Annotated in this window: 20 protein-coding genes and 1 tRNA gene; 4 read left to right on the forward strand and 17 right to left on the reverse strand. The window is 49.3% G+C overall.

The annotated features are described in order from the left end of the window. Positions 1 to 79: 79 nt before the first annotated feature. Positions 80 to 155 (reverse strand) — tRNA-Lys (locus ACO6VG_RS23125). Between the two features lie 234 nt (positions 156 to 389). Here ACO6VG_RS23125 and ACO6VG_RS23130 point away from each other — a divergent pair. Next, positions 390 to 1,751 carry an esterase-like activity of phytase family protein gene (locus ACO6VG_RS23130; protein WP_422134448.1) on the forward strand — a complete coding sequence of 454 codons (1,362 nt, stop codon included), beginning with the start codon at positions 390 to 392 and terminating at the stop codon, positions 1,749 to 1,751. A 90-nt stretch (positions 1,752 to 1,841) separates the two neighbouring features. Here the strand turns inward: ACO6VG_RS23130 and queC are convergent, their stop codons facing one another. The 11 genes from queC to ruvB all read right to left on the reverse strand — a co-directional run bounded on the left by queC (position 1,842) and on the right by ruvB (position 10,938). Next, a complete protein-coding gene (queC, locus tag ACO6VG_RS23135) occupies positions 1,842 to 2,519 on the reverse strand; it encodes a 7-cyano-7-deazaguanine synthase QueC (protein ID WP_422134449.1) in 678 nt (225 codons plus the stop codon). Between the two features lie 171 nt (positions 2,520 to 2,690). Then, positions 2,691 to 3,341, reverse strand: a complete 651-nt coding sequence (queE, locus tag ACO6VG_RS23140; protein WP_422134450.1) for a 7-carboxy-7-deazaguanine synthase QueE — start codon at positions 3,339 to 3,341, stop codon at positions 2,691 to 2,693. A gap of 168 nt (positions 3,342 to 3,509) precedes the next feature. After that, positions 3,510 to 4,307, reverse strand: coding sequence for a tol-pal system protein YbgF (ybgF, locus tag ACO6VG_RS23145; protein ID WP_422138446.1), 798 nt, complete (start codon positions 4,305 to 4,307; stop codon positions 3,510 to 3,512). A gap of 119 nt (positions 4,308 to 4,426) precedes the next feature. Next, positions 4,427 to 4,987, reverse strand: a complete 561-nt coding sequence (locus ACO6VG_RS23150) for an OmpA family protein (protein ID WP_422134452.1) — start codon at positions 4,985 to 4,987, stop codon at positions 4,427 to 4,429. 288 nt (positions 4,988 to 5,275) lie between these two features. Next, positions 5,276 to 6,745 (reverse strand): Tol-Pal system beta propeller repeat protein TolB, encoded by a 1,470-nt coding sequence (gene tolB, locus ACO6VG_RS23155; RefSeq protein WP_422134453.1) that lies wholly within the window; start codon positions 6,743 to 6,745, stop codon positions 5,276 to 5,278. Continuing rightward, positions 6,742 to 7,563: an energy transducer TonB gene (locus tag ACO6VG_RS23160; RefSeq protein ID WP_422134454.1), complete on the reverse strand. Its 822-nt coding sequence runs from the start codon at positions 7,561 to 7,563 to the stop codon at positions 6,742 to 6,744. Before ACO6VG_RS23160 ends, tolB begins: the two co-directional genes overlap by 4 nt. 79 nt (positions 7,564 to 7,642) lie before the next feature. Further along, positions 7,643 to 8,089, reverse strand: a complete 447-nt coding sequence (gene tolR, locus ACO6VG_RS23165) for a protein TolR (RefSeq protein WP_422134455.1) — start codon at positions 8,087 to 8,089, stop codon at positions 7,643 to 7,645. 19 nt (positions 8,090 to 8,108) lie between these two features. Beyond that, the gene (gene tolQ, locus ACO6VG_RS23170) at positions 8,109 to 8,783 is read right to left on the reverse strand and encodes a protein TolQ (protein WP_422134456.1); all 675 of its coding nucleotides are present in this window, start codon (positions 8,781 to 8,783) and stop codon (positions 8,109 to 8,111) included. A gap of 142 nt (positions 8,784 to 8,925) precedes the next feature. Beyond that, the gene (ybgC, locus tag ACO6VG_RS23175) at positions 8,926 to 9,339 is read right to left on the reverse strand and encodes a tol-pal system-associated acyl-CoA thioesterase (RefSeq protein ID WP_422134457.1); all 414 of its coding nucleotides are present in this window, start codon (positions 9,337 to 9,339) and stop codon (positions 8,926 to 8,928) included. Between the two features lie 63 nt (positions 9,340 to 9,402). Next, positions 9,403 to 9,867 carry a hypothetical protein gene (locus ACO6VG_RS23180; RefSeq protein ID WP_422475841.1) on the reverse strand — a complete coding sequence of 155 codons (465 nt, stop codon included), beginning with the start codon at positions 9,865 to 9,867 and terminating at the stop codon, positions 9,403 to 9,405. 60 nt (positions 9,868 to 9,927) lie between these two features. Further along, complete coding sequence (gene ruvB, locus ACO6VG_RS23185; protein ID WP_422134459.1) at positions 9,928 to 10,938, reverse strand: Holliday junction branch migration DNA helicase RuvB; 1,011 nt, start codon at positions 10,936 to 10,938, stop codon at positions 9,928 to 9,930. A gap of 224 nt (positions 10,939 to 11,162) precedes the next feature. Here ruvB and rarD point away from each other — a divergent pair, with 224 nt between their 5' ends. Next, positions 11,163 to 12,038 carry an EamA family transporter RarD gene (rarD, locus tag ACO6VG_RS23190; protein WP_422134460.1) on the forward strand — a complete coding sequence of 292 codons (876 nt, stop codon included), beginning with the start codon at positions 11,163 to 11,165 and terminating at the stop codon, positions 12,036 to 12,038. A gap of 63 nt (positions 12,039 to 12,101) precedes the next feature. On the opposite strand, the gene ruvA is transcribed toward rarD, so the two are convergent. Continuing rightward, complete coding sequence (gene ruvA, locus ACO6VG_RS23195) at positions 12,102 to 12,713, reverse strand: Holliday junction branch migration protein RuvA (protein WP_422134461.1); 612 nt, start codon at positions 12,711 to 12,713, stop codon at positions 12,102 to 12,104. A 138-nt stretch (positions 12,714 to 12,851) separates the two neighbouring features. Between ruvA and ACO6VG_RS23200 the strand changes: the two genes are divergently transcribed. Continuing rightward, positions 12,852 to 13,397: a carboxymuconolactone decarboxylase family protein gene (locus tag ACO6VG_RS23200; RefSeq protein WP_422134462.1), complete on the forward strand. Its 546-nt coding sequence runs from the start codon at positions 12,852 to 12,854 to the stop codon at positions 13,395 to 13,397. Here ACO6VG_RS23200 and ruvC read toward each other — a convergent pair. Beyond that, positions 13,394 to 13,921: a crossover junction endodeoxyribonuclease RuvC gene (ruvC, locus tag ACO6VG_RS23205; protein WP_317142327.1), complete on the reverse strand. Its 528-nt coding sequence runs from the start codon at positions 13,919 to 13,921 to the stop codon at positions 13,394 to 13,396. The two genes, ACO6VG_RS23200 and ruvC, sit on opposite strands and share 4 nt — an antisense overlap. 340 nt (positions 13,922 to 14,261) lie before the next feature. On the opposite strand from ruvC, the gene ACO6VG_RS23210 reads away from it, so the two are divergent. Further along, positions 14,262 to 14,447: a hypothetical protein gene (locus ACO6VG_RS23210; protein ID WP_422138450.1), complete on the forward strand. Its 186-nt coding sequence runs from the start codon at positions 14,262 to 14,264 to the stop codon at positions 14,445 to 14,447. Here the strand turns inward: ACO6VG_RS23210 and ACO6VG_RS23215 are convergent. From ACO6VG_RS23215 to ACO6VG_RS23225, 3 genes are all read right to left on the reverse strand, one after another. Next, entirely contained in the window at positions 14,444 to 15,190 is a 747-nt protein-coding gene (locus tag ACO6VG_RS23215; RefSeq protein WP_422475843.1) for a YebC/PmpR family DNA-binding transcriptional regulator, read from the reverse strand. The two genes, ACO6VG_RS23210 and ACO6VG_RS23215, sit on opposite strands and share 4 nt — an antisense overlap. Positions 15,191 to 15,288: 98 nt before the next feature. Continuing rightward, entirely contained in the window at positions 15,289 to 17,070 is a 1,782-nt protein-coding gene (gene aspS / locus ACO6VG_RS23220) for an aspartate--tRNA ligase (RefSeq protein ID WP_422475845.1), read from the reverse strand. Between the two features lie 122 nt (positions 17,071 to 17,192). Continuing rightward, the gene (locus ACO6VG_RS23225) at positions 17,193 to 17,453 is read right to left on the reverse strand and encodes an FmdB family zinc ribbon protein (protein WP_422138452.1); all 261 of its coding nucleotides are present in this window, start codon (positions 17,451 to 17,453) and stop codon (positions 17,193 to 17,195) included. Positions 17,454 to 17,470 lie beyond the last annotated feature (17 nt).

A 17,470-nucleotide genomic window follows, 5' to 3' on the forward strand; every position in this document is an offset into this window, starting at 1 on the left:
AGAAGACATTATTAGGCAAATCCACGCGATTTTAACACAAATGAAAGATTCAGACAGCCGGGAAAAAGAGAAGAGGAGTTGGTGGGTCGTGTAGGATTCGAACCTACGACCAATTGGTTAAAAGCCAACTGCTCTACCAACTGAGCCAACGACCCGACGCGGCGCCATATTACTCAGTCGGTTAAATCTTGCAAGTTTTTTCTTCAGCCTTCCCTGCCTGTCAGGTATCAGGCGCTAACGCATCTGTTTAGTCACTGAATACTCATCTGCGAATGATTCCAACCCTGAAGTATTCCACTAAAACTGACCAGTTGACCCTCCGGTAACGTCCTGAATTTAGACTAGGATTATACCAGTTTCTATAAACCTCCTTTAACTAAGGTAGCCTCATGTCATCCAAAGGATTATGGCCTCTCTCCCTTTTTTTTACCTACGCTTTGTTATCCTCTGAAGCTGCCATTGCCAGCCAGAACGGAGTAATGCTTCTCGGCAGTAAAAAGCTGGATTACAGTGAAGATCAGCCAATCCTGGGAATTTCTTCCATCCGTTACGACAAAGCCTACAATCAATTCATTCTGCTTTCAGATGATACCGGGGCCATTCCCAACTATTACAACAAAAACGGCTTGCCCCGATACTATCTCATCCCGGAAGAAACCCTGATTACCAGGAAAGGCATTCCAAAAAGCAAAGGTACTTTCTTGCAAGAGTCTGGCAGACGGGTCAGAGAAGTTGTCATTGAACCTAATGACTCTGTTTTTTGGACAACCCATGGGCATATTGATACAGAAGGCTTTGACTTTCTTGGCGACAGTGCTTTTCTGGTCGCTTCGGAACAAAACGCGACCTTTCTGTTCAACCTGGTCTGCCCCTGGATTCGATTCCCTGGATGGAATATTCACAGCTCTCTTCTGAAAGTAGGAAGAGACGGATCTCTTCTGGGCGCATACCAATACCCCAGAGAATTTTCCAATATCGGCTGGCGCTTTGACTGGAAGATACCTCACTGGGTACCCGGCATCTATGACACTCAGTTCAACTGGCACAGTGAAGACCCCAATAAAAAGGGGGTCAAGCGAAACCGGGGCTTCGAAACTGTCATCCACCTTCCGGGAACCCCTGATTATCTTGCTATATCTGAACAGGGGATTCTTCAGGATGAACAACATCATAAAGGCCCTGTACCTGGTCGGGTATTGCGTTTCTCAATGGCTGAAGCGGTCCATCAGGTTTCAGCTTCTGTGAAACCAGACATTCAATACCACTATCAGCCCACTTCTGTTCCTGCAGAGCTTTACAACCCCGAGGTAGACGTCATTGTACAGAGCATCAGCGACGCCCAGGCCGTCAACAATCACCAGTTTCTTGTCATCGAAAAAAATTTCATCAGGAAAGCCGACAGAAAAACCGTAAACTATACATACACGGAAGTTTATCTGGTTGATCTGGATAACCCTCTTCCCCCAACCCAGGGCAATAAATGCACCTGTCCAGAAGAGCAACCGAAAGAGACTGCTAATACGTCTCTGCCCTTACTGAGAAAGAAGCTTCTGCTGAGCACCCGGGATTTTGAAAAAACCTTCCCGGACTTTAAAAGAATCAATATCGAAGGGGTGACGATTGGACCTCACGGGACTGACGACAGCAGGCTACTGGTTCTGGTTGGCGATAATGGTGCCAATTTTCCCAAGCCAAGAAGCACTGATGTTATCTTCTTCAGAGTGCCTGAAAAACTGTTCAAGATGCAATAGATCTCCTGACTGCCGTACTCAGGACTGGCTTGAGAACGACAGTATGAACTTGAACAGACCTGCAAACGTTCAGCGGTCAGGTTGGATCACTCAAGATTCTACATAAGGCGTTGGGTCGGCGACAGAGGCTTCGGCAAAGCCCTTTTTACGATAGCGGCAGCTGTCACAGACACCACAGGCGCGACCTTGTTCGTCAGCCTGATAACAAGAAACGGTCATCCCGTAATCAACCCCCAGACGACTGCCTTCCTTTATGATCTCAGCCTTGGTCAGCTCCAGCAGTGGAGCGCGGATATGAAAGTGATCCCCTTCAACTCCCGCTTTGGTGGCCAGGTTAGCCATTTTCTCGAAAGCCTCGAGGTACTCAGGACGACAATCCGGATAGCCGGAATAATCTACATCATTAGCGCCAATGAAAATGTCCCGGGCACCGAGAATTTCAGCCCAACCCAGTGCCAGAGAAAGAAATACAGTATTTCGTGCTGGTACATAAGTTACAGGGATACCCTCGCCCAGATCCTCAGGGACATCAATATCATCATCTGTCAAAGCAGAGCCACCAAGATCACGCAAGTCCAGTTTCAGGGTTTTATGATCCCTGGCACCCAATGCCTCAGAAACACGAATAGAGGCTTCGAGTTCTGCTCTGTGTCGCTGACCGTAATCAAAGCTGACGGTATAGCACTCATATCCCTGATCTCTGGCAATGGCGAGTACTGTGGAAGAATCCAGACCACCGGACAGTAAAATGACTGCTTTTTTTGTCATGCTCTTTATTCCTATTTTTCTTCGCTCATGGCCTGCTTTTCTATAAATGCGGCCAAGTCGAGGGTTACAGCGACGCTCGCGACAATCGACGATCCAGCGCTGACCAGACTGTTATAAAACGCTTACGAGTTAACTTAAATAGCTTGCAGCCTACCTGATTAGGATTTTGACTCAAACACCGGCTTTGTCGCCCCAGATCACGCGATGTAATTGCACCTGAAACCGAACCGGAAGCTTGTCTGAGATGATCCAGTCAGCCAGCCGATCAGGAGCCAACTGGTCGTTGACGGGAGAAAACAGTACATCTGACACCCGGCCCGCAAGGTTGTACTGCAACATTTTACTGACCGACCACTCATAATCTTCCCGATTGGCAATGACGAACTTAACCTGGTCATTAGCGGTAAGGTGTTCAATATTCTCGTACAGATTCCTGTGACTTTCACCAGATGCCGGTGGCTTGAGGTCGAGCACTTTGACCACTCGCTCATCCACCAGGGAAACATCCAGAGCACCACTGGTTTCCAGTGATACTTCATAGCCTTTGTCTACCAGCTGCTCAAGCAGAGGCAGACAATTTGGCTGCCCAAGAGGTTCACCGCCTGTTACACAGACATATTTAGCGCCATAGTCGTCTACCTCCTTTATGATCTCGTCGAGAGACATACGGGTGCCACCGTGAAATGAGTACTCGGTATCACACCAGACACAACGAAGTGGACAGCCCGTCAGACGGACAAACACTGTAGGCAGGCCCGAGGTACGGGACTCTCCCTGCAGGGAGTGAAAAATTTCAGTAATTCTGAGGGTATCAGCAGTCATTGAGCTCTCACCAGACATTCAGGTCGGCAATACTAGGAGCCCATCCTACTTAAGTCAATTTTGGTTTAACTGCCCGAGCAGAATGCAAGATCCCCTCAAGGGAGAAAACAGGAAATGGATGAAATACCCAAACAGAGTCGACGCCCACCCGGAGGCAGGCAGAATTAATCAGGAATCGGACATATTCCTGAGATAGGTATCTGACAATCGGGCAGCAGCACTGCCGGGGTATTGACTGATCACTGATTCAAGGTGTTTCCTGGCAGCGTCTTTTTCGCCTTGCAAATCAAGAATACGACCCAGCTTGTAGGTAGCGTCAGATACTTTCGGACTGTCCGGATAATTGTCAATCAGAGACTGAAAGTCGCCCAGAGCTTCCTTGTATTTGCCCTGAGCCATCTGAACTTCACCTAACCAGTATTGGGCATTATCCGAAAACTGACCTTTGGGATAGTCTTTCAACAACTTTTTCAAGGCCGTAATAGCCTCATCAAAACGCTTGTCCTTGATCAGGGAGAAAGCAGCCTGATAAGCAGCTTCCTCGCGGGCACCAGTCTCAGACACTGAAGGCTTGTTACCGATAGCAGGTAAAGTCACCGGGGAGTTTGAAGCGCCTCCTGCGGCAGCAGGCGCCTCACCAGAAGAGTCACCCAGACGAGAAATGCGCTGATCAAGATCCAGGTAACGCTCCCGGTTCTCTTTCTGCAGCTGCCTGATCTGATAAGCCTGCTCTTCCAACTGCCCTCTGAGGGTCATGGTCTCCTGACGAAGCTCATCCACCAGGTTCAATAAGTGGGCAGTACCTCCTGCCGATGATGCCACTGAAGTCGATTCACGAGTTTGTGAACTCTTGACAGAATAAGCATTTCCAGAAGGCTGGGAGTCCACCACCGGCACCTCTGCCTGAACATAAGAGGCCAGGCCGACAACAACAAAAGCAGAGCAAACAGATCGTTTCAGAGGCATTCAGTCTCATTCCCTGTCGGGCAGCCATGAGTCTGAAATGCTGCCCACCCAAGGGCTTTGCACCAGTGAATGGGCCATGGCTGCATTATGAAATCAATATTTTTCTAAAACTATGGCCATCAGTTGATCACAATGTGAGCACGACGGTTCATAGCCCAGGCAGTTGCATTGTGAGCCGGGTCCAGAGGCTTCTCAAAACCAAAGCTAATCACTTCAATGCGGCTTGGAGATACACCCTTGCTGACCAGGTAGTTCTTAACTGCATTAGCACGACGCTCGCCCAGAGCCAGGTTATATGTGCGAGTTCCGCGCTCATCCGTATTACCCTGAATGGTGATTTTCTTGCCACGGCCTTCAGAGGAATTCAGATAAATAGCCTGTACGTCCAGAGCCTTATAATCGCTCTCTTTCAGCTTAGAGCTGTCAAAAGCAAAGTGATAAGTTTTATGCGCCAGCAATTGTTCGATCTCTTCAGGGGTAGCCTGAATCTCACCGCTATCAATTACGGCTTGAACAGCAGGGCTATAAGCAGGGAAGGTTTCAATCACAACTTCTTCAGTCGCGAAGTCAGTGTTAGATTCAACATCAGAAGTACTCTGACCACCTGTAGAGGCACAACCAGCCAGCCAGAGTGCAGTGGCAGTGAGTGCGGTGGCTTTGACAAAATTGGCAAAACGCATGACAAGCTCCAATTGTTCGTTCAATGTTGGTAAATCAAAATCAATGTATTGATTGATGCAGTACAGTATCAGAACTGCAGACTCCGGACTAGCCCGAATACCAAGGGGGTCAGCTGAACTTGCAACTTCTTCGGCCTGAAATCCGGAAAGAGCGTCCAGCGCTACAGATGAATTTGATTGAATAAATTAACTATTCGCACAAGACCATTTGAAGAGCTGGCTCACTCTACTGAATTTTATGCTCGAATGCCAAGTTCGACTGACTCCAGCGAACCAATCCAACCCGATTTAGCGCTGTGTAGCTATTGATGGCCCCCAAACCGGCTCTCTGACATCACCCTCCGCCGATGGCAAGCGATATTTTACCCGACCATCCGCTGTAACAATGCCAAGCTCCCCGTTTTTGCCTCCCGATACCGCATAGATTAGACGACGGCCCCCAGGGGAAACACTGGGCGAATCTTCCAACCGGGCAGACGTAAGCTGACGCAGTCGTCCAGTATCAAGATCCAGAATGGCGATGTTAAATTCTGTGGCTCCCTGACCTTTATGGACTAGTGCCAGAGATTTACCATCAGGGAATACTTTAGCACGGGCATTGAATTTACCAGTAAACGTCAGCCGTTTAGGTTTGCCTTCAGCAACCACAGTACCGTTCGACAACCTGTCAAGACCGATCTGATAAATCTGGGCACTGCCTCCCCGGTTAGATGTAAAGATCAGACTTTTCCCATCTGGCATCCAGTCTGGCTCAGTATCAATCGAGAAATGTGATGTAATCTGACTGAGTTTGTCAGTGGCCAGATCCATCACATAAATGTCCGGATTCTGCTCCTTGGACAGAACCAGTGCCAACTGCCTGCCATCAGGAGAAAATACCGGAGAGCTGTTCAACCCTTTGAAGTCAGTTATCTTCTGACGTTTACCGGTAGCCAGTTCCTGAATATAGATAGCCGGACGACCGGTTTCAAAAGAAGCATAGGCAACACGACTGCCGTCGGGTGACCAGCTCGGTGACAGTATAGGCTCTCTTGAACGAAGTATCTCGCGCTGGCGCTGACCATCGGCATCGGCATAGTTTAGACTGTAATCCGTATGTTCAGCACTTTTACGATCAGCAGTGACATACATGATTCGGGTCGAGAAATCGCCGGGAATACCGGTGATCTTTTCGTATATCGCATCACTGATATGATGAGCCAACCCGCGCAGCTGACTTTCATCGCCTCGAACCCTGCCTTTCATAATGCTTTTCTGGCGAACAATATCAAACAGCTGATAGTCCACTTCAAACGTATTGCCTTCCTGTTTAACCTCTCCGGTAACCAGGTAGGAAGCACCCAGTATATTCCAGTCACGGTAAACAACATCTTTGGCACTGGATGGAAAGCTGAGCATATCCTTTCTGGGCAAAGCTGCAAACAGGCCGCTGAAATGAAGGTTATCTTCTACAACAGAAGCCATATCTTCGGGCAGAATTTTCTTACCATTCCAGCTGAAGGGTGGTACTGCCACCTTGACGGCCTTGTCATTACCCTGGGTTACTTCGATTGTGAGAATGGCCTGAGCACTCTGCATTGATAACAGCAGGGCAACAAACAGAGATGAGACCAAAACGCTCCTACTTCGGAACCATGAAAATATTGCAGAAGAGATTAATAGGTAAACACGACGACAGGTGTCTTCCCTGAAGACAGTCTGCTTACTTTTAAAGCTGCCCGACAATCCGGCAGAAAACCATTGCAGTTGTTGCTTCATCTCACCAGATCCTCTGGCCTGAACCTAAAGTTAATGCGCTTGAATTTATTATCGAACACACGCCGTTCCAGCTTTTTCAATTCAGGAAAAGGCGCCGCCCTCTGTATCGCCTGTACGACAGAACGATCATAGGCATCATTACCACTGCCTTCAAGCAACCTTACTTCCAGCAAGTCACCAAAAGGCGACAGACTGAGCTGAACCAGAGCCACCATATTGTTACGGGCACTGGGCGGTCGGTTCCAGTTCCGGGCAATAAGGTTTTTCAGCAGTTCGGAGTAGTAAGCTACTTCTCCAGCCTCTTGTTCTGCCTGCTCGGCAGCAACTGCCTGAGCCTGTTCACGGGCAACCCGCTCCTGCTCAAGCTGTCTGAGTAACGCTTCCTGTTGCTTTTTCTTCCTGTTTTCTTCAGCCAGACGCTGCTGTCGCTCTTGTTCTTTACGAGCTGCTTTTTCCTTTTTTGCTTTCTCTTTGGCTGCATGCTCTTTTTTCAGAGCCAGCTCTTTCTGTTTTTTAATTTCTGCCTGTCGGCGGGCTTCTTCTTTGCGCTTCTGAGCAGCAAGCTCACGAGCTTTTTGTGCCGAGTTGTCTACAACAGGCTTGGGCGCTGGCGGTATTGGCTTTGGCTGGGCAATTTCAACGACACTGGCTTTGATACTTTTTGGCGCTACAATCCTCAACTCATCTGCAGTTGACCAGTCCCAGGACACCAGACCCAGTATCAGAACGTGCAGCAGTAAGGAAAACACCACTGCAAACCCGTAACCCTGAAAAAGCTTATGATTCAATAAAGCACCGATCAATGGAATTTTCTTCATTACAGCCCTGCGTTCCACAACACCATGATCATGATTTGTTCTGACTGACAGTCAAACCAGGGGATAACACTTTCTATCATCAGCGCTTCGTCCGTTCATTGAGCAACGCAGGATCTGTAATCAATCCCACATCATTAACACCTACTCCCTGTAATCTGGCCATCAGCTCAACCACTGAGCCATAGTCAACTTTACGATCCCCCTTTATCAACACCCGGGTCTCGGGACTGGCAGAAAGAACCTTACCTACCTTCTCACTGATTTCATCCATTCCTTTGGCACTTTCCTGATGACCGCCCAGATCAATAAAGAACTTGCCATCGGACTGGACAGAGATAATCAGAGTCTTGGCATCATCAGGCAGTGGCATCGGATTACTGGTTGCCTTCGGAAGTTCTACCTTTACCCCCTGAGTCAGCATCGGGGCACTGACCATAAAGGCCACCAGCATGACCATCATGATGTCGATAAACGGCACCATGTTGATTTCTGACATCGGCTTGCGCCGGGTTCTGGATCGAGCCATGATTTTTTTACTCGCTCCCTTAGCCTGCACTGTGACGACTGTGAACCTTGCGATGAAGAATACTGGAAAATTCATCCGCAAAGGTCTCGTAGTTCGACAGCAGAGCTTCCACTCTGGATGCGTAACGGTTATAAGCTACCACCGCAGGAATCGCAGCTACCAGACCAACCGCTGTCGTCATCAGGGCTTCAGCAATACCAGGAGCAACCGATGCCAGAGTGGCCTGCTGCACATTTGCCAGCCCACGGAAAGAGTTCATAATGCCGACTACGGTACCGAACAGACCAACATAAGGACAGGTCGAACCGACACTGGCCAGAAAGGGCAGATGCGTTTCCAGTTTTTCCTGCTCACGGGAGATGGCCACTCTCATGGCTCTCTGTGTGGCTTCCATGACAGCATCAGCCTCTCCAGTACCCTGAGAACGCATGCGGGAAAACTCACTAAAGCCTGAACGGAAAACCAATTCCAGACCACCCAGGTCTTCTTCTTTGTCCAGCTCTTTATAGAGCTGGGTCAGATCCATCCCCGACCAGAAGCGATCTTCAAAGGCCGTCATATTGCGTTGAGCGGAACGAATGAGTACGCCACGCTGAACGATCATCACCCAGGAAACAACAGATGCCACCACCAGCAGTATCAGCACCAGTAAAACGATCCAACTGGCATTGCCTACCAGTGACCAAATGGACATGCTATCTGCCACTGAAAACCTCGCTTTTAATTTGATTAATACTTGTTAGAGAAATGATCATCGACAATCATTCTGGAATCGGGCCAGACGCTGTGACTGCATTTTCATGATAAACAGGCAGTTATGGATAGTACCACCAATCTCAGGGCGAATTGCTGTCAGGACTTAATTTATTCCGTAAGGATTCTGTAATCGCTGTGGGCTTTCTGCTCTGACTGTTCAGGCAAGCCACCACAAACCGACCTTCACATATCAAAAGACCTTCACGAAAACACTGTTGCAGAAAAACCATCCTGGCTTTACCCATACTTTCAACTGCGACAGTCACGTTAAGAGAGTCATCCAACCGGGCAATGTGTTTGAACTGAACAGAAGCATCAACCACTACCAGCTGCTTCTTTTCCTTCAACAACTTCTGGTGGTCATAACCGGTAGTTCGCAGATATTCGGTTCTGGCTCGCTCCATAAACTTCAGGTAATTGACGTGATATACGATGCCGCCGGCATCGGTATCTTCATAATAGACTCGAATGGGAATAGAAAAGGTATCAGTCACAGAGCAGTACACATAACATTAAACCAGATCAGAGACTGCCAGAGACGCCGATACCCTGGCAAGTTAATAACACGATGAACGACCACAATGAGGGAAATTATGAGGCGGAGGATAGGAGCCTTTATTGAGTTTTTCCTCATCCAGTCTCTGCTTGTTCAGGCGTTGTTCCTGCTCTGTTCTGCGTTGCAGCAAATCAGGAGCTGGAACGGGTTTGTGCAAACGTTTCAAGGCTTGGGTGGCTTCCGGAATCCCCCATCGAGCCGCCATGGAGTAACGCTCAACAGCCTGGGCTAAGGAAGCTGTTGTACCCACTCCCTGCTCGAAGCAGACTCCGGCATGATACAGATCAATCGGCAGCTGGCTGGAACCATGAAGCACCTGCGAGCAACTTGCCGCCGAGACAGAGAAAGGTGCAGAGTAGAACCCTGGACGCATTGGCGTCGCTTCCGTAGTAATAGTCTGACAACCACTCAGAGCAGTGAGCGACAGAACAAATAGACAGTAGATTCCTAAAATTCTCATGAGCATCAGCGTTTCCTTAGCCACTCGTTTTTCAAAAGAACGATCCAGATATTAAACCGGAAAGACTTATTCTTCTATCCGGTAGTCAAGCCCAAAATGCAAGTATGCGTGCTTGGTGACCATCCGCCCTCTGGGGGTTCTCATCATATAGCCCTGTTGAATAAGATAAGGCTCCAGGACATCTTCGATGGTATCCCTCTCCTCACTGATGGCAGCCGCCAGACTGTCTACCCCGACCGGCCCACCATCAAACTTTTCGATCATGGCCAACAGCAGCCGTCTGTCCATATGATCAAAACCGCTGGCATCAACATCCAGCATATTCAATGCGGCATCGGCCGTCTCCTTGTGGATCACACCATTCCCCTTTACTTCGGCAAAATCACGCACCCTTCTCAGCAATCGGTTGGCAATTCTGGGCGTTCCTCTGGAGCGTCGGGCAATCTCTCCTGCACCTTCCTTATCAATCCCCACCCCGAGAATTCCGGCAGAACGTTCTACGATATAAGTCAGGTCCTCAATATTATAAAACTCCAGCCTCTGTACAATACCAAAACGATCCCGGAGCGGAGACGTCAGCAGACCCGCCCTGGTTGTCGCTCCCACCAAGGTAAAGGGAGGCAGGTCCAGCTTGATAGATCGCGCAGCAGGGCCTTCACCGATCATGATGTCCAGCTGATAATCTTCCATCGCCGGATACAATACTTCTTCCACTACCGGACTGAGGCGGTGAATTTCATCAATAAACAGAATGTCATTGGGCTCAAGATTGGTCAGAAGAGCTGCCAGGTCACCCGCTTTTTCCAGCACCGGGCCAGAAGTCGTTCGAATATTGCTGCCCATCTCATTGGCAAGGATGTGGGAAAGCGTGGTTTTACCCAGCCCCGGAGGTCCGAATATAAGGGTATGATCAAGGGCATCATTACGAAGTCTTGCAGCCTGGATAAAAATTTCCATCTGCTCCCTGACTTTTGGCTGTCCCACATAATCAGCCAGTTTTACCGGGCGAATAGCCCGATCCAGCACCTCTTCCAGAGGGCGTTCTGAGGAGGATATCAATCGATCTGCTTCAATCATGTTCTAGCTCGTCTACCATTACTCTCAGCGTACCATCTCCAGTCTGTTAAAAAAATAATCCAGCTTTGGGAACAAAACGCTACATTTAATCGTCCAAGCACTCTGAACGTAAAAAGAGCACTTGCGAGCACTTAGCTGCCCGGGGGTGCATTACCTTTTAAACTTCGGAGTCATCGGACTCCTATACTCTCTGTTTTAAATTCTGATTAAAGGAAGTACTCAGAATGAATACACATTTGGTTTCTGGAAAAGGCCTGACTAACTCGGTCATGGCCTCCGTGATGTTCGGGCTTGTGCCCATTTATGTACAGTTTATTAAGCTGTCCGGAAATACCCTGTTCTGGAACAGGGTCATTTTCAGCGCTCTCTGCCTGACAATGGTCTGCTATCGCATGGACCGGCTCCGGGGCTTCAGGGCGGTTTTTCTCTGCCGGAAAACTGTGCTGATGCTATCCTTGGGTGGTTTGATTGTTGGCTTTCAGTGGTGGCTGTTTGTCTGGGGCCCCGTGAATGATAAAACACAGGATCTCTCCCTTGGCTATTTTTTGCTGCCACTCACCCTGGCATTAACCGGCAAGCTGGTATTTAACGAGAGACTGAACAAGGCTCATTACTTTGCCATGGGGTCCGCGTCATTAGGCGTGCTTGCCATGATTTGGCAACAGGGCTCATTACCCTGGGTCAGCCTGGCAGTGGCCGGACTTTATCCGGTGTATTTCATCATCCGTAAACCTTTGCAGGTCGATACCTTGCCAGCTCTGCTTTTTGAGCACCTGTTGTTCCTTCCGGCCGGTATTTTCATACTGATGAGTGATCAGAGTTTTATGCAAAACCTGACCCATTCCGTCACTCTTTGGTATCTGCTGCCAGGTCTGGGGCTACTCTGCAGCCTGTCACTGATCTGCTACATCAACGCCTCCAGGCATCTGTCTGTCAGTTTGTTTGGCCTGTTGAGCTACCTGGAGCCTGCTTTGATATTTGTGGTGGCTGTCACCGTTCTCGGAGAAGTCTTCACCTTACAGCAGTGGCTCAGCTATAGCTTTATCTGGCTGGCAACGGCAGCCATCTGCGTTGACTCGGTCAGGAAGTTCATCCGGTAAACTACAAAGCAGACAAGCAGGTGAGGCTCAATCGTCTCACCTTTTAAATAAGACGCGGTGTTATCAGATCATACTTTTCAGAGCCTGACGAATCAGCTCTTCACTGGTCATGCCATCCTTGAGCAACTTACCAATGACTTTGCCGGCTTCCTGGGGTTTATAACCCAGAGCCACCAGAGCACTGACGGCTTCCTGTTCAATATCTTTTGCTTCGGCAGCCATTTCGCCACCGGCAACCAGAGGCTTACCTTCCAGCAGAGGTGCTGACTGCCAACGATCCAGCTTATCTTTCATTTCAACAATCAGCCGCTCGGCTGTTTTTTTACCCACACCCGGCAACTTCACCAAAGTGGCACTATCACCTTCCTGCACACAGCGCACAAAAGCATCAGCTTCTATACCGGACAACAGGGTCAGTCCGAGCTTGGGACCAACCCCATTGACCTTGATCAGAGTTCTAAACAACTCCCGCTCATCACGATTGCTAAAACCGTATAGGAGCTGAGCATCTTCGCGCACTACAAAGTGGGTATATAACACGACCTCCTGACCAACGTCCGGCAGTTTATAAAAAACCGACATCGGAGCTTCCACTTCATACCCGATACCATGGGTCTCTATCAGCAAATGAGGGGGCTGTTTGTCAGCCAGAAGGCCCCGAATTCTTCCAATCATCCTGTTTTCCAAATCTTTTATTTTCTGACTATAAGGTCAGAACGCCTAACAATACGACGAGGGCGTAGAACTCCTGAGAATTGTCACTCTCTAATCACTAAGAGAAGTTCAATTCGATGATCTGAAGGAGCTGCCCCCTTGAAGAAACTTCGCACATTTCTGGGATCACTCTGGCAGATCCTGCCCGAGGCTGGCCTGGCCAGTGAATACCACCCAGCTGTATCCGGTGGCCCTATTCCCATCCCTTTCATCAAGTCACAAAAATCTTTGTTAAAGGAAGATTTCCCGGGACGCCCGGCAAACTCACCTGAGCTTGATAAGCCTGCTCGCAGCTTCATCAGTTATATACAAGGCTACAGCAGCCTCCCGATGAGAGATCGCGCTCTGGTTGCCCTGAGAAGTGCGTACATTTGCAATACCAGACACCTGATCCCGGATATTGCTCAATGTGCACTGGATACGGGACTGAAAGCCAGTGATGTACAAATGGTTTCCCGTGGCCATCTGGCACCGGGCTGGGACAACAAACAACGCCTGTTACTGAAAACCACTGAAGAACTCTACAAAGAACAGATCATAAGTCCGGAGAACTGGAAAGAACTGAAGAAAATCTACACGCCACAACAGATCCTGGATCTGGTGTTTTGCATTGCTTCCTTTCACCTTTGTGTCCACCCAAACTAAGACTGCCCCGTAAGACGACGACGTCGAGTACCCGTAGCACCCGCCATCCTGACCAGACTGGAACGAGTATGAGCATGACAAAGAGCAACCGCCAGAGCGTCCGCAGCATCGGCCTGAGGGGTATCATTCAAGTCAAGGATCGACTTCACCATGTGCTTTACCTGGTACTTATCCGCAGAGCCTTTACCAACCACAGCCTGCTTGACCTGCCGGGCAGAGTATTCCGACACCTCAATATTGTGATTAACCACAGCCACAATGGCCGCAGCCCTGGCCTGACCCAGTTTCAGTGCCGAATCAGCATTTCTGGACATAAACACTTGCTCCACACCAACGGACTGCGGGATGTAACGTTCGATCAAAGTGCTGATGCCTTCATAAATCTGCTGCAAGCGCTCAGGTAGAGGCGCCTCCCGGATGCGAATACAACCGGACGCCACATAATGTGTTTTATTGCCTACTTCTTCAATTAATCCATAGCCGGTAATTCTTGAGCCCGGATCTATCCCCATCAGGATGGCCATTCAGAATGTATTCTCAAGTCAGATGTCGCTATTTTCAATGACAGCGTTTGATGCCCCCCGGGGTCAATGAGTGTGACAGCTTCTGCCAAAAAAATCTGACAGGCGAGGGTTCAAAGTCATGGTTATGTCAAAAGGATACTGTACACCCATACAATATACCAGCGGTGCCGGTGGGTATCAGAAACTTACAATTCAAGAACACTGAATTACCAAATTTGCCTGTGAGTAACGATAGAAGCAGCTTAGTATTTCTCTGGTAATACTTTCGTGGCGAGAACCGCAAAGATCATTGTTCTTGCTCAAGACTGTTTTACTCCACAAGATGATCCGGAAACGATTAATGTCCGACCTGCTAAAAACATTAATGATTATCACAGGCATCATTATTCTATTGTTTATGCTGCTGGTAGGCTTCAATGTCTGGGCGTTCACAGATATTCCAGCCGGGCTGGTATCTCCGGAACAGAAACAAAAAAACCCCGACACTTTCGTTATCGAGGCCCTTCATACCGACAGAACAACTTAGTCCAGCTGCGCCATCACTTCGGCAGGAATGTCAGCGTTAGTGTAAACATTTTGCACATCGTCCAGGTCTTCGAGGCGATCCACCAGCTTCATGATTTTTTCCGCACCGTCTTTGTCCAGTTCAGTCCGGGTAGAAGCGATCATCGCTACTTCGCCGCCCGCTGGTTTCAAACCTGCAGCTTCAATGGCTTCTTTTACCGCCATGAACTCAGTCCACTCAGTGACCACTTCAATGGAGCCATCGTCGTTAGTCAGTACATCTTCAGCACCGGCTTCCAGAGCGGCTTCCATAACAGTGTCTTCATCCAGACCCGGTTCGAAGAAGATTTGCCCCTTACGCTCAAACAGGTAGGCTACAGAACCGTCAGTACCCAGATTACCACCATGCTTGGAGAAAGCATGGCGTACTTCTGCAACGGTACGGTTACGGTTGTCTGTCAGACATTCCACCAGCACCGCGATACCGCCAGCACCATAACCTTCGTAGGTCACTTCTTCCATGTTGGAATCGTCATCACCACCGGCACCACGAGCAATCGCCCTGTTGACGGTGTCACGGGTCATATTGGCACCCAGAGCCTTGTCAACCACCTGACGCAGCTTGGGGTTATCCTCGATATTCCCACCGCCCTGCTTGGCCGCCACCACCAACTCACGAATGATCTTGGTGAAGATTTTGCCACGCTTGGCGTCCTGAGCCGCCTTACGGTGTTTGATATTGGCCCATTTACTATGACCTGCCATAGAAAATACCCTTTATCTCTTCTTGAACAGGCCGGTAAAAACCGGCCTCAGCAATTTATAAAATGGTCGCAGACGTTTTCTGGAACAGCCGCAGACGCTCAGTGACTGGTTGCAGACGCCGGATCACGACGAATACGGATATTCAGATCGCGTAGCTGGGTAGCATCCACTTCGCCCGGAGCCTGAGTCAGCAGACAGGCTGCGGACTGAGTTTTCGGGAAGGCAATAACGTCACGAATATTATCGGTCCCGCACAGCAGCATAACCAGACGGTCAAGCCCAAACGCCAGACCACCATGGGGAGGCGCACCGTATTTAAGAGCGTCCAGCAGGAAGCCAAACTTTTCCTGCTGCTCTTCTTCCTCAATTTTCAGGATACGAAATACTGTCTGCTGCATTTCCTGGTTGTGAATACGAACAGAACCACCACCGACTTCATAGCCATTGATAACCATGTCATAGGCACGGGAAAGCGCTTCAGCAGGATTTGCTTCAAGCTCTTCAGGTGAAGTCGTTGGCGCTGTGAATGGATGGTGCAGCGCGGTCAGTTCACCGTTGTCTGTTTCTTCAAACATTGGAAAGTCAACAACCCACAGTGGCGCCCACTCTTTCGTATACAAATTCAGGTCAGCACCGACCTTACAACGCAATGCACCCAGAGCTTCGTTGACTACCTTCTCTTTGTCTGCACCAAAGAAGACGATATCGCCATTGCTGGCATCCAGACGCTTCATAATCTTCATGGTGACATCGTCGCCCAGGAACTTGATGATCGGAGACTGAAGACCGTTTGCGCCGTTTTCGATTTCGTTAACCTTGATCCAGGCCAGACCCTTGGCACCGTAGATGCTGACAAACCGGGTGTAGTCATCAATCTGCTTACGGGAAAGTTCAGCTCCACCGGGTACTTTCAGTGCGGCTACACGCCCCTTCGGATCTTCAGCCGGTCCTTTGAAGACCTTGAATTCAACTCCGGCCATCAGATCAGCAACGTCCACCAGCTCCAGAGGGATACGCAGGTCTGGCTTATCAGAACCATAAAGGTTCATGGCTTGTGCAAAAGTCATGTGCGGGAATTCACCCAGTTCAACACCACCTACCTTTTTAAAAGTGGTCTTAACCAGGTCTTCAGCCATACCCATGATCCTGGACTCGTCCATGAAGGAGGTTTCGATATCGATCTGAGTAAATTCTGGTTGACGGTCAGCACGCAGATCTTCGTCACGGAAGCATTTTACAATTTGATAGTAACGATCAAAACCTGCCACCATCAGCATTTGCTTGAACAGCTGGGGAGACTGTGGCAGCGCAAAGAACTTACCTTCGTGAGTTCGACTGGGTACCAGGTAATCGCGGGCACCTTCCGGGGTCGCACGGGTCAGAACAGGGGTTTCAACATCCAGATAACCCTGCTCATCCATAAAGCTGCGAACAGCACTGGTCAGCTTGCTGCGAAGGATCATTTTTTCCTGCATTTCCGGACGACGCAGGTCAATAACACGGTTTTTCAGACGAACTTCTTCACCTACATCGGTGTAGCCTTCGATCTGGAAAGGCGGTGTCTGGGCTTCATTCAGGATTTCTACCTGCTTACCCAACACCTCAATTTCACCGGTGCCCATATTGGTGTTTACAGTGCCTTGGGGACGGGGGCGTACAAATCCGGTGATTTTCAGCACATATTCACTGCGTGCTTTATCAGCGAGAGCAAACGCCTCTTCGGTGTCAGGATCAATAACAACCTGGGCGATACCTTCACGGTCACGCATATCCAGGAAGATCACACCACCATGGTCGCGACGTCGGTGTACCCATCCACACAGGGTAACCTCATGCCCGTCATGGGAGAGATTCAGTTCGCCGCAATAATGGCTGCGCATAACATACCTCGAAACTGGGGGGCTGTTCAGGTTCAGCACAGAATCATCTGAAATTTTGTGCCTGAATTTATGGTTTTGAGTCACTCCGGGTGAAGCACAACCTCAGCACTCAAATGACCGAATTATTCACTGGCGGCTGCAGTGCCGCCCGAGCCCTTGGCAGGGCCCTGATTATCATTGCAGGACAGATTCTTCTTATTGCCACTCTTGAAGTCTGTCTCATACCAGCCGCCACCTTTCAGCCTGAAGGCCGGGGCACTCAACAGTTTTTTCAATTCAGGCTCACCACAGACACCACAGTCAGTCAGAGGTGCATCGCTGAACGCCTGAATCACTTCCTGCACACCACCGCAACTTCCGCACTGATATTCGTAGATCGGCATTGAATCTGTCTATCCTT

This window comes from Endozoicomonas sp. ALB032 (assembly GCF_049310125.1).
Lineage (GTDB): Bacteria > Pseudomonadota > Gammaproteobacteria > Pseudomonadales > Endozoicomonadaceae > Endozoicomonas_A.

Excerpts from the sequence above, each read along its gene's own strand:
- tolB (WP_422134453.1), bottom strand. The coding sequence starts at position 6,745 with ATGAAGCAACAACTGCAATGGTTTTCTGCCGGATTGTCGGGCAGCTTT.
- ybgF (WP_422138446.1), bottom strand. The coding sequence starts at position 4,307 with ATGCCTCTGAAACGATCTGTTTGCTCTGCTTTTGTTGTTGTCGGCCTG.
- ACO6VG_RS23150 (WP_422134452.1), bottom strand. The coding sequence starts at position 4,987 with ATGCGTTTTGCCAATTTTGTCAAAGCCACCGCACTCACTGCCACTGCA.
- ruvA (WP_422134461.1), bottom strand. The coding sequence starts at position 12,713 with ATGATTGGAAGAATTCGGGGCCTTCTGGCTGACAAACAGCCCCCTCAT.
- ACO6VG_RS23215 (WP_422475843.1), bottom strand. The coding sequence starts at position 15,190 with ATGGCAGGTCATAGTAAATGGGCCAATATCAAACACCGTAAGGCGGCT.
- ACO6VG_RS23210 (WP_422138450.1), top strand. The coding sequence starts at position 14,262 with ATGTCCGACCTGCTAAAAACATTAATGATTATCACAGGCATCATTATT.
- queE (WP_422134450.1), bottom strand. The coding sequence starts at position 3,341 with ATGACTGCTGATACCCTCAGAATTACTGAAATTTTTCACTCCCTGCAG.
- tolQ (WP_422134456.1), bottom strand. The coding sequence starts at position 8,783 with ATGTCCATTTGGTCACTGGTAGGCAATGCCAGTTGGATCGTTTTACTG.
- rarD (WP_422134460.1), top strand. The coding sequence starts at position 11,163 with ATGAATACACATTTGGTTTCTGGAAAAGGCCTGACTAACTCGGTCATG.
- ruvB (WP_422134459.1), bottom strand. The coding sequence starts at position 10,938 with ATGATTGAAGCAGATCGATTGATATCCTCCTCAGAACGCCCTCTGGAA.
- aspS (WP_422475845.1), bottom strand. The coding sequence starts at position 17,070 with ATGCGCAGCCATTATTGCGGCGAACTGAATCTCTCCCATGACGGGCAT.
- ACO6VG_RS23180 (WP_422475841.1), bottom strand. The coding sequence starts at position 9,867 with ATGCTCATGAGAATTTTAGGAATCTACTGTCTATTTGTTCTGTCGCTC.
- tolR (WP_422134455.1), bottom strand. The coding sequence starts at position 8,089 with ATGGCTCGATCCAGAACCCGGCGCAAGCCGATGTCAGAAATCAACATG.
- ACO6VG_RS23225 (WP_422138452.1), bottom strand. The coding sequence starts at position 17,453 with ATGCCGATCTACGAATATCAGTGCGGAAGTTGCGGTGGTGTGCAGGAA.
- queC (WP_422134449.1), bottom strand. The coding sequence starts at position 2,519 with ATGACAAAAAAAGCAGTCATTTTACTGTCCGGTGGTCTGGATTCTTCC.
- ACO6VG_RS23160 (WP_422134454.1), bottom strand. The coding sequence starts at position 7,563 with ATGAAGAAAATTCCATTGATCGGTGCTTTATTGAATCATAAGCTTTTT.
- ruvC (WP_317142327.1), bottom strand. The coding sequence starts at position 13,921 with ATGGCCATCCTGATGGGGATAGATCCGGGCTCAAGAATTACCGGCTAT.
- ACO6VG_RS23130 (WP_422134448.1), top strand. The coding sequence starts at position 390 with ATGTCATCCAAAGGATTATGGCCTCTCTCCCTTTTTTTTACCTACGCT.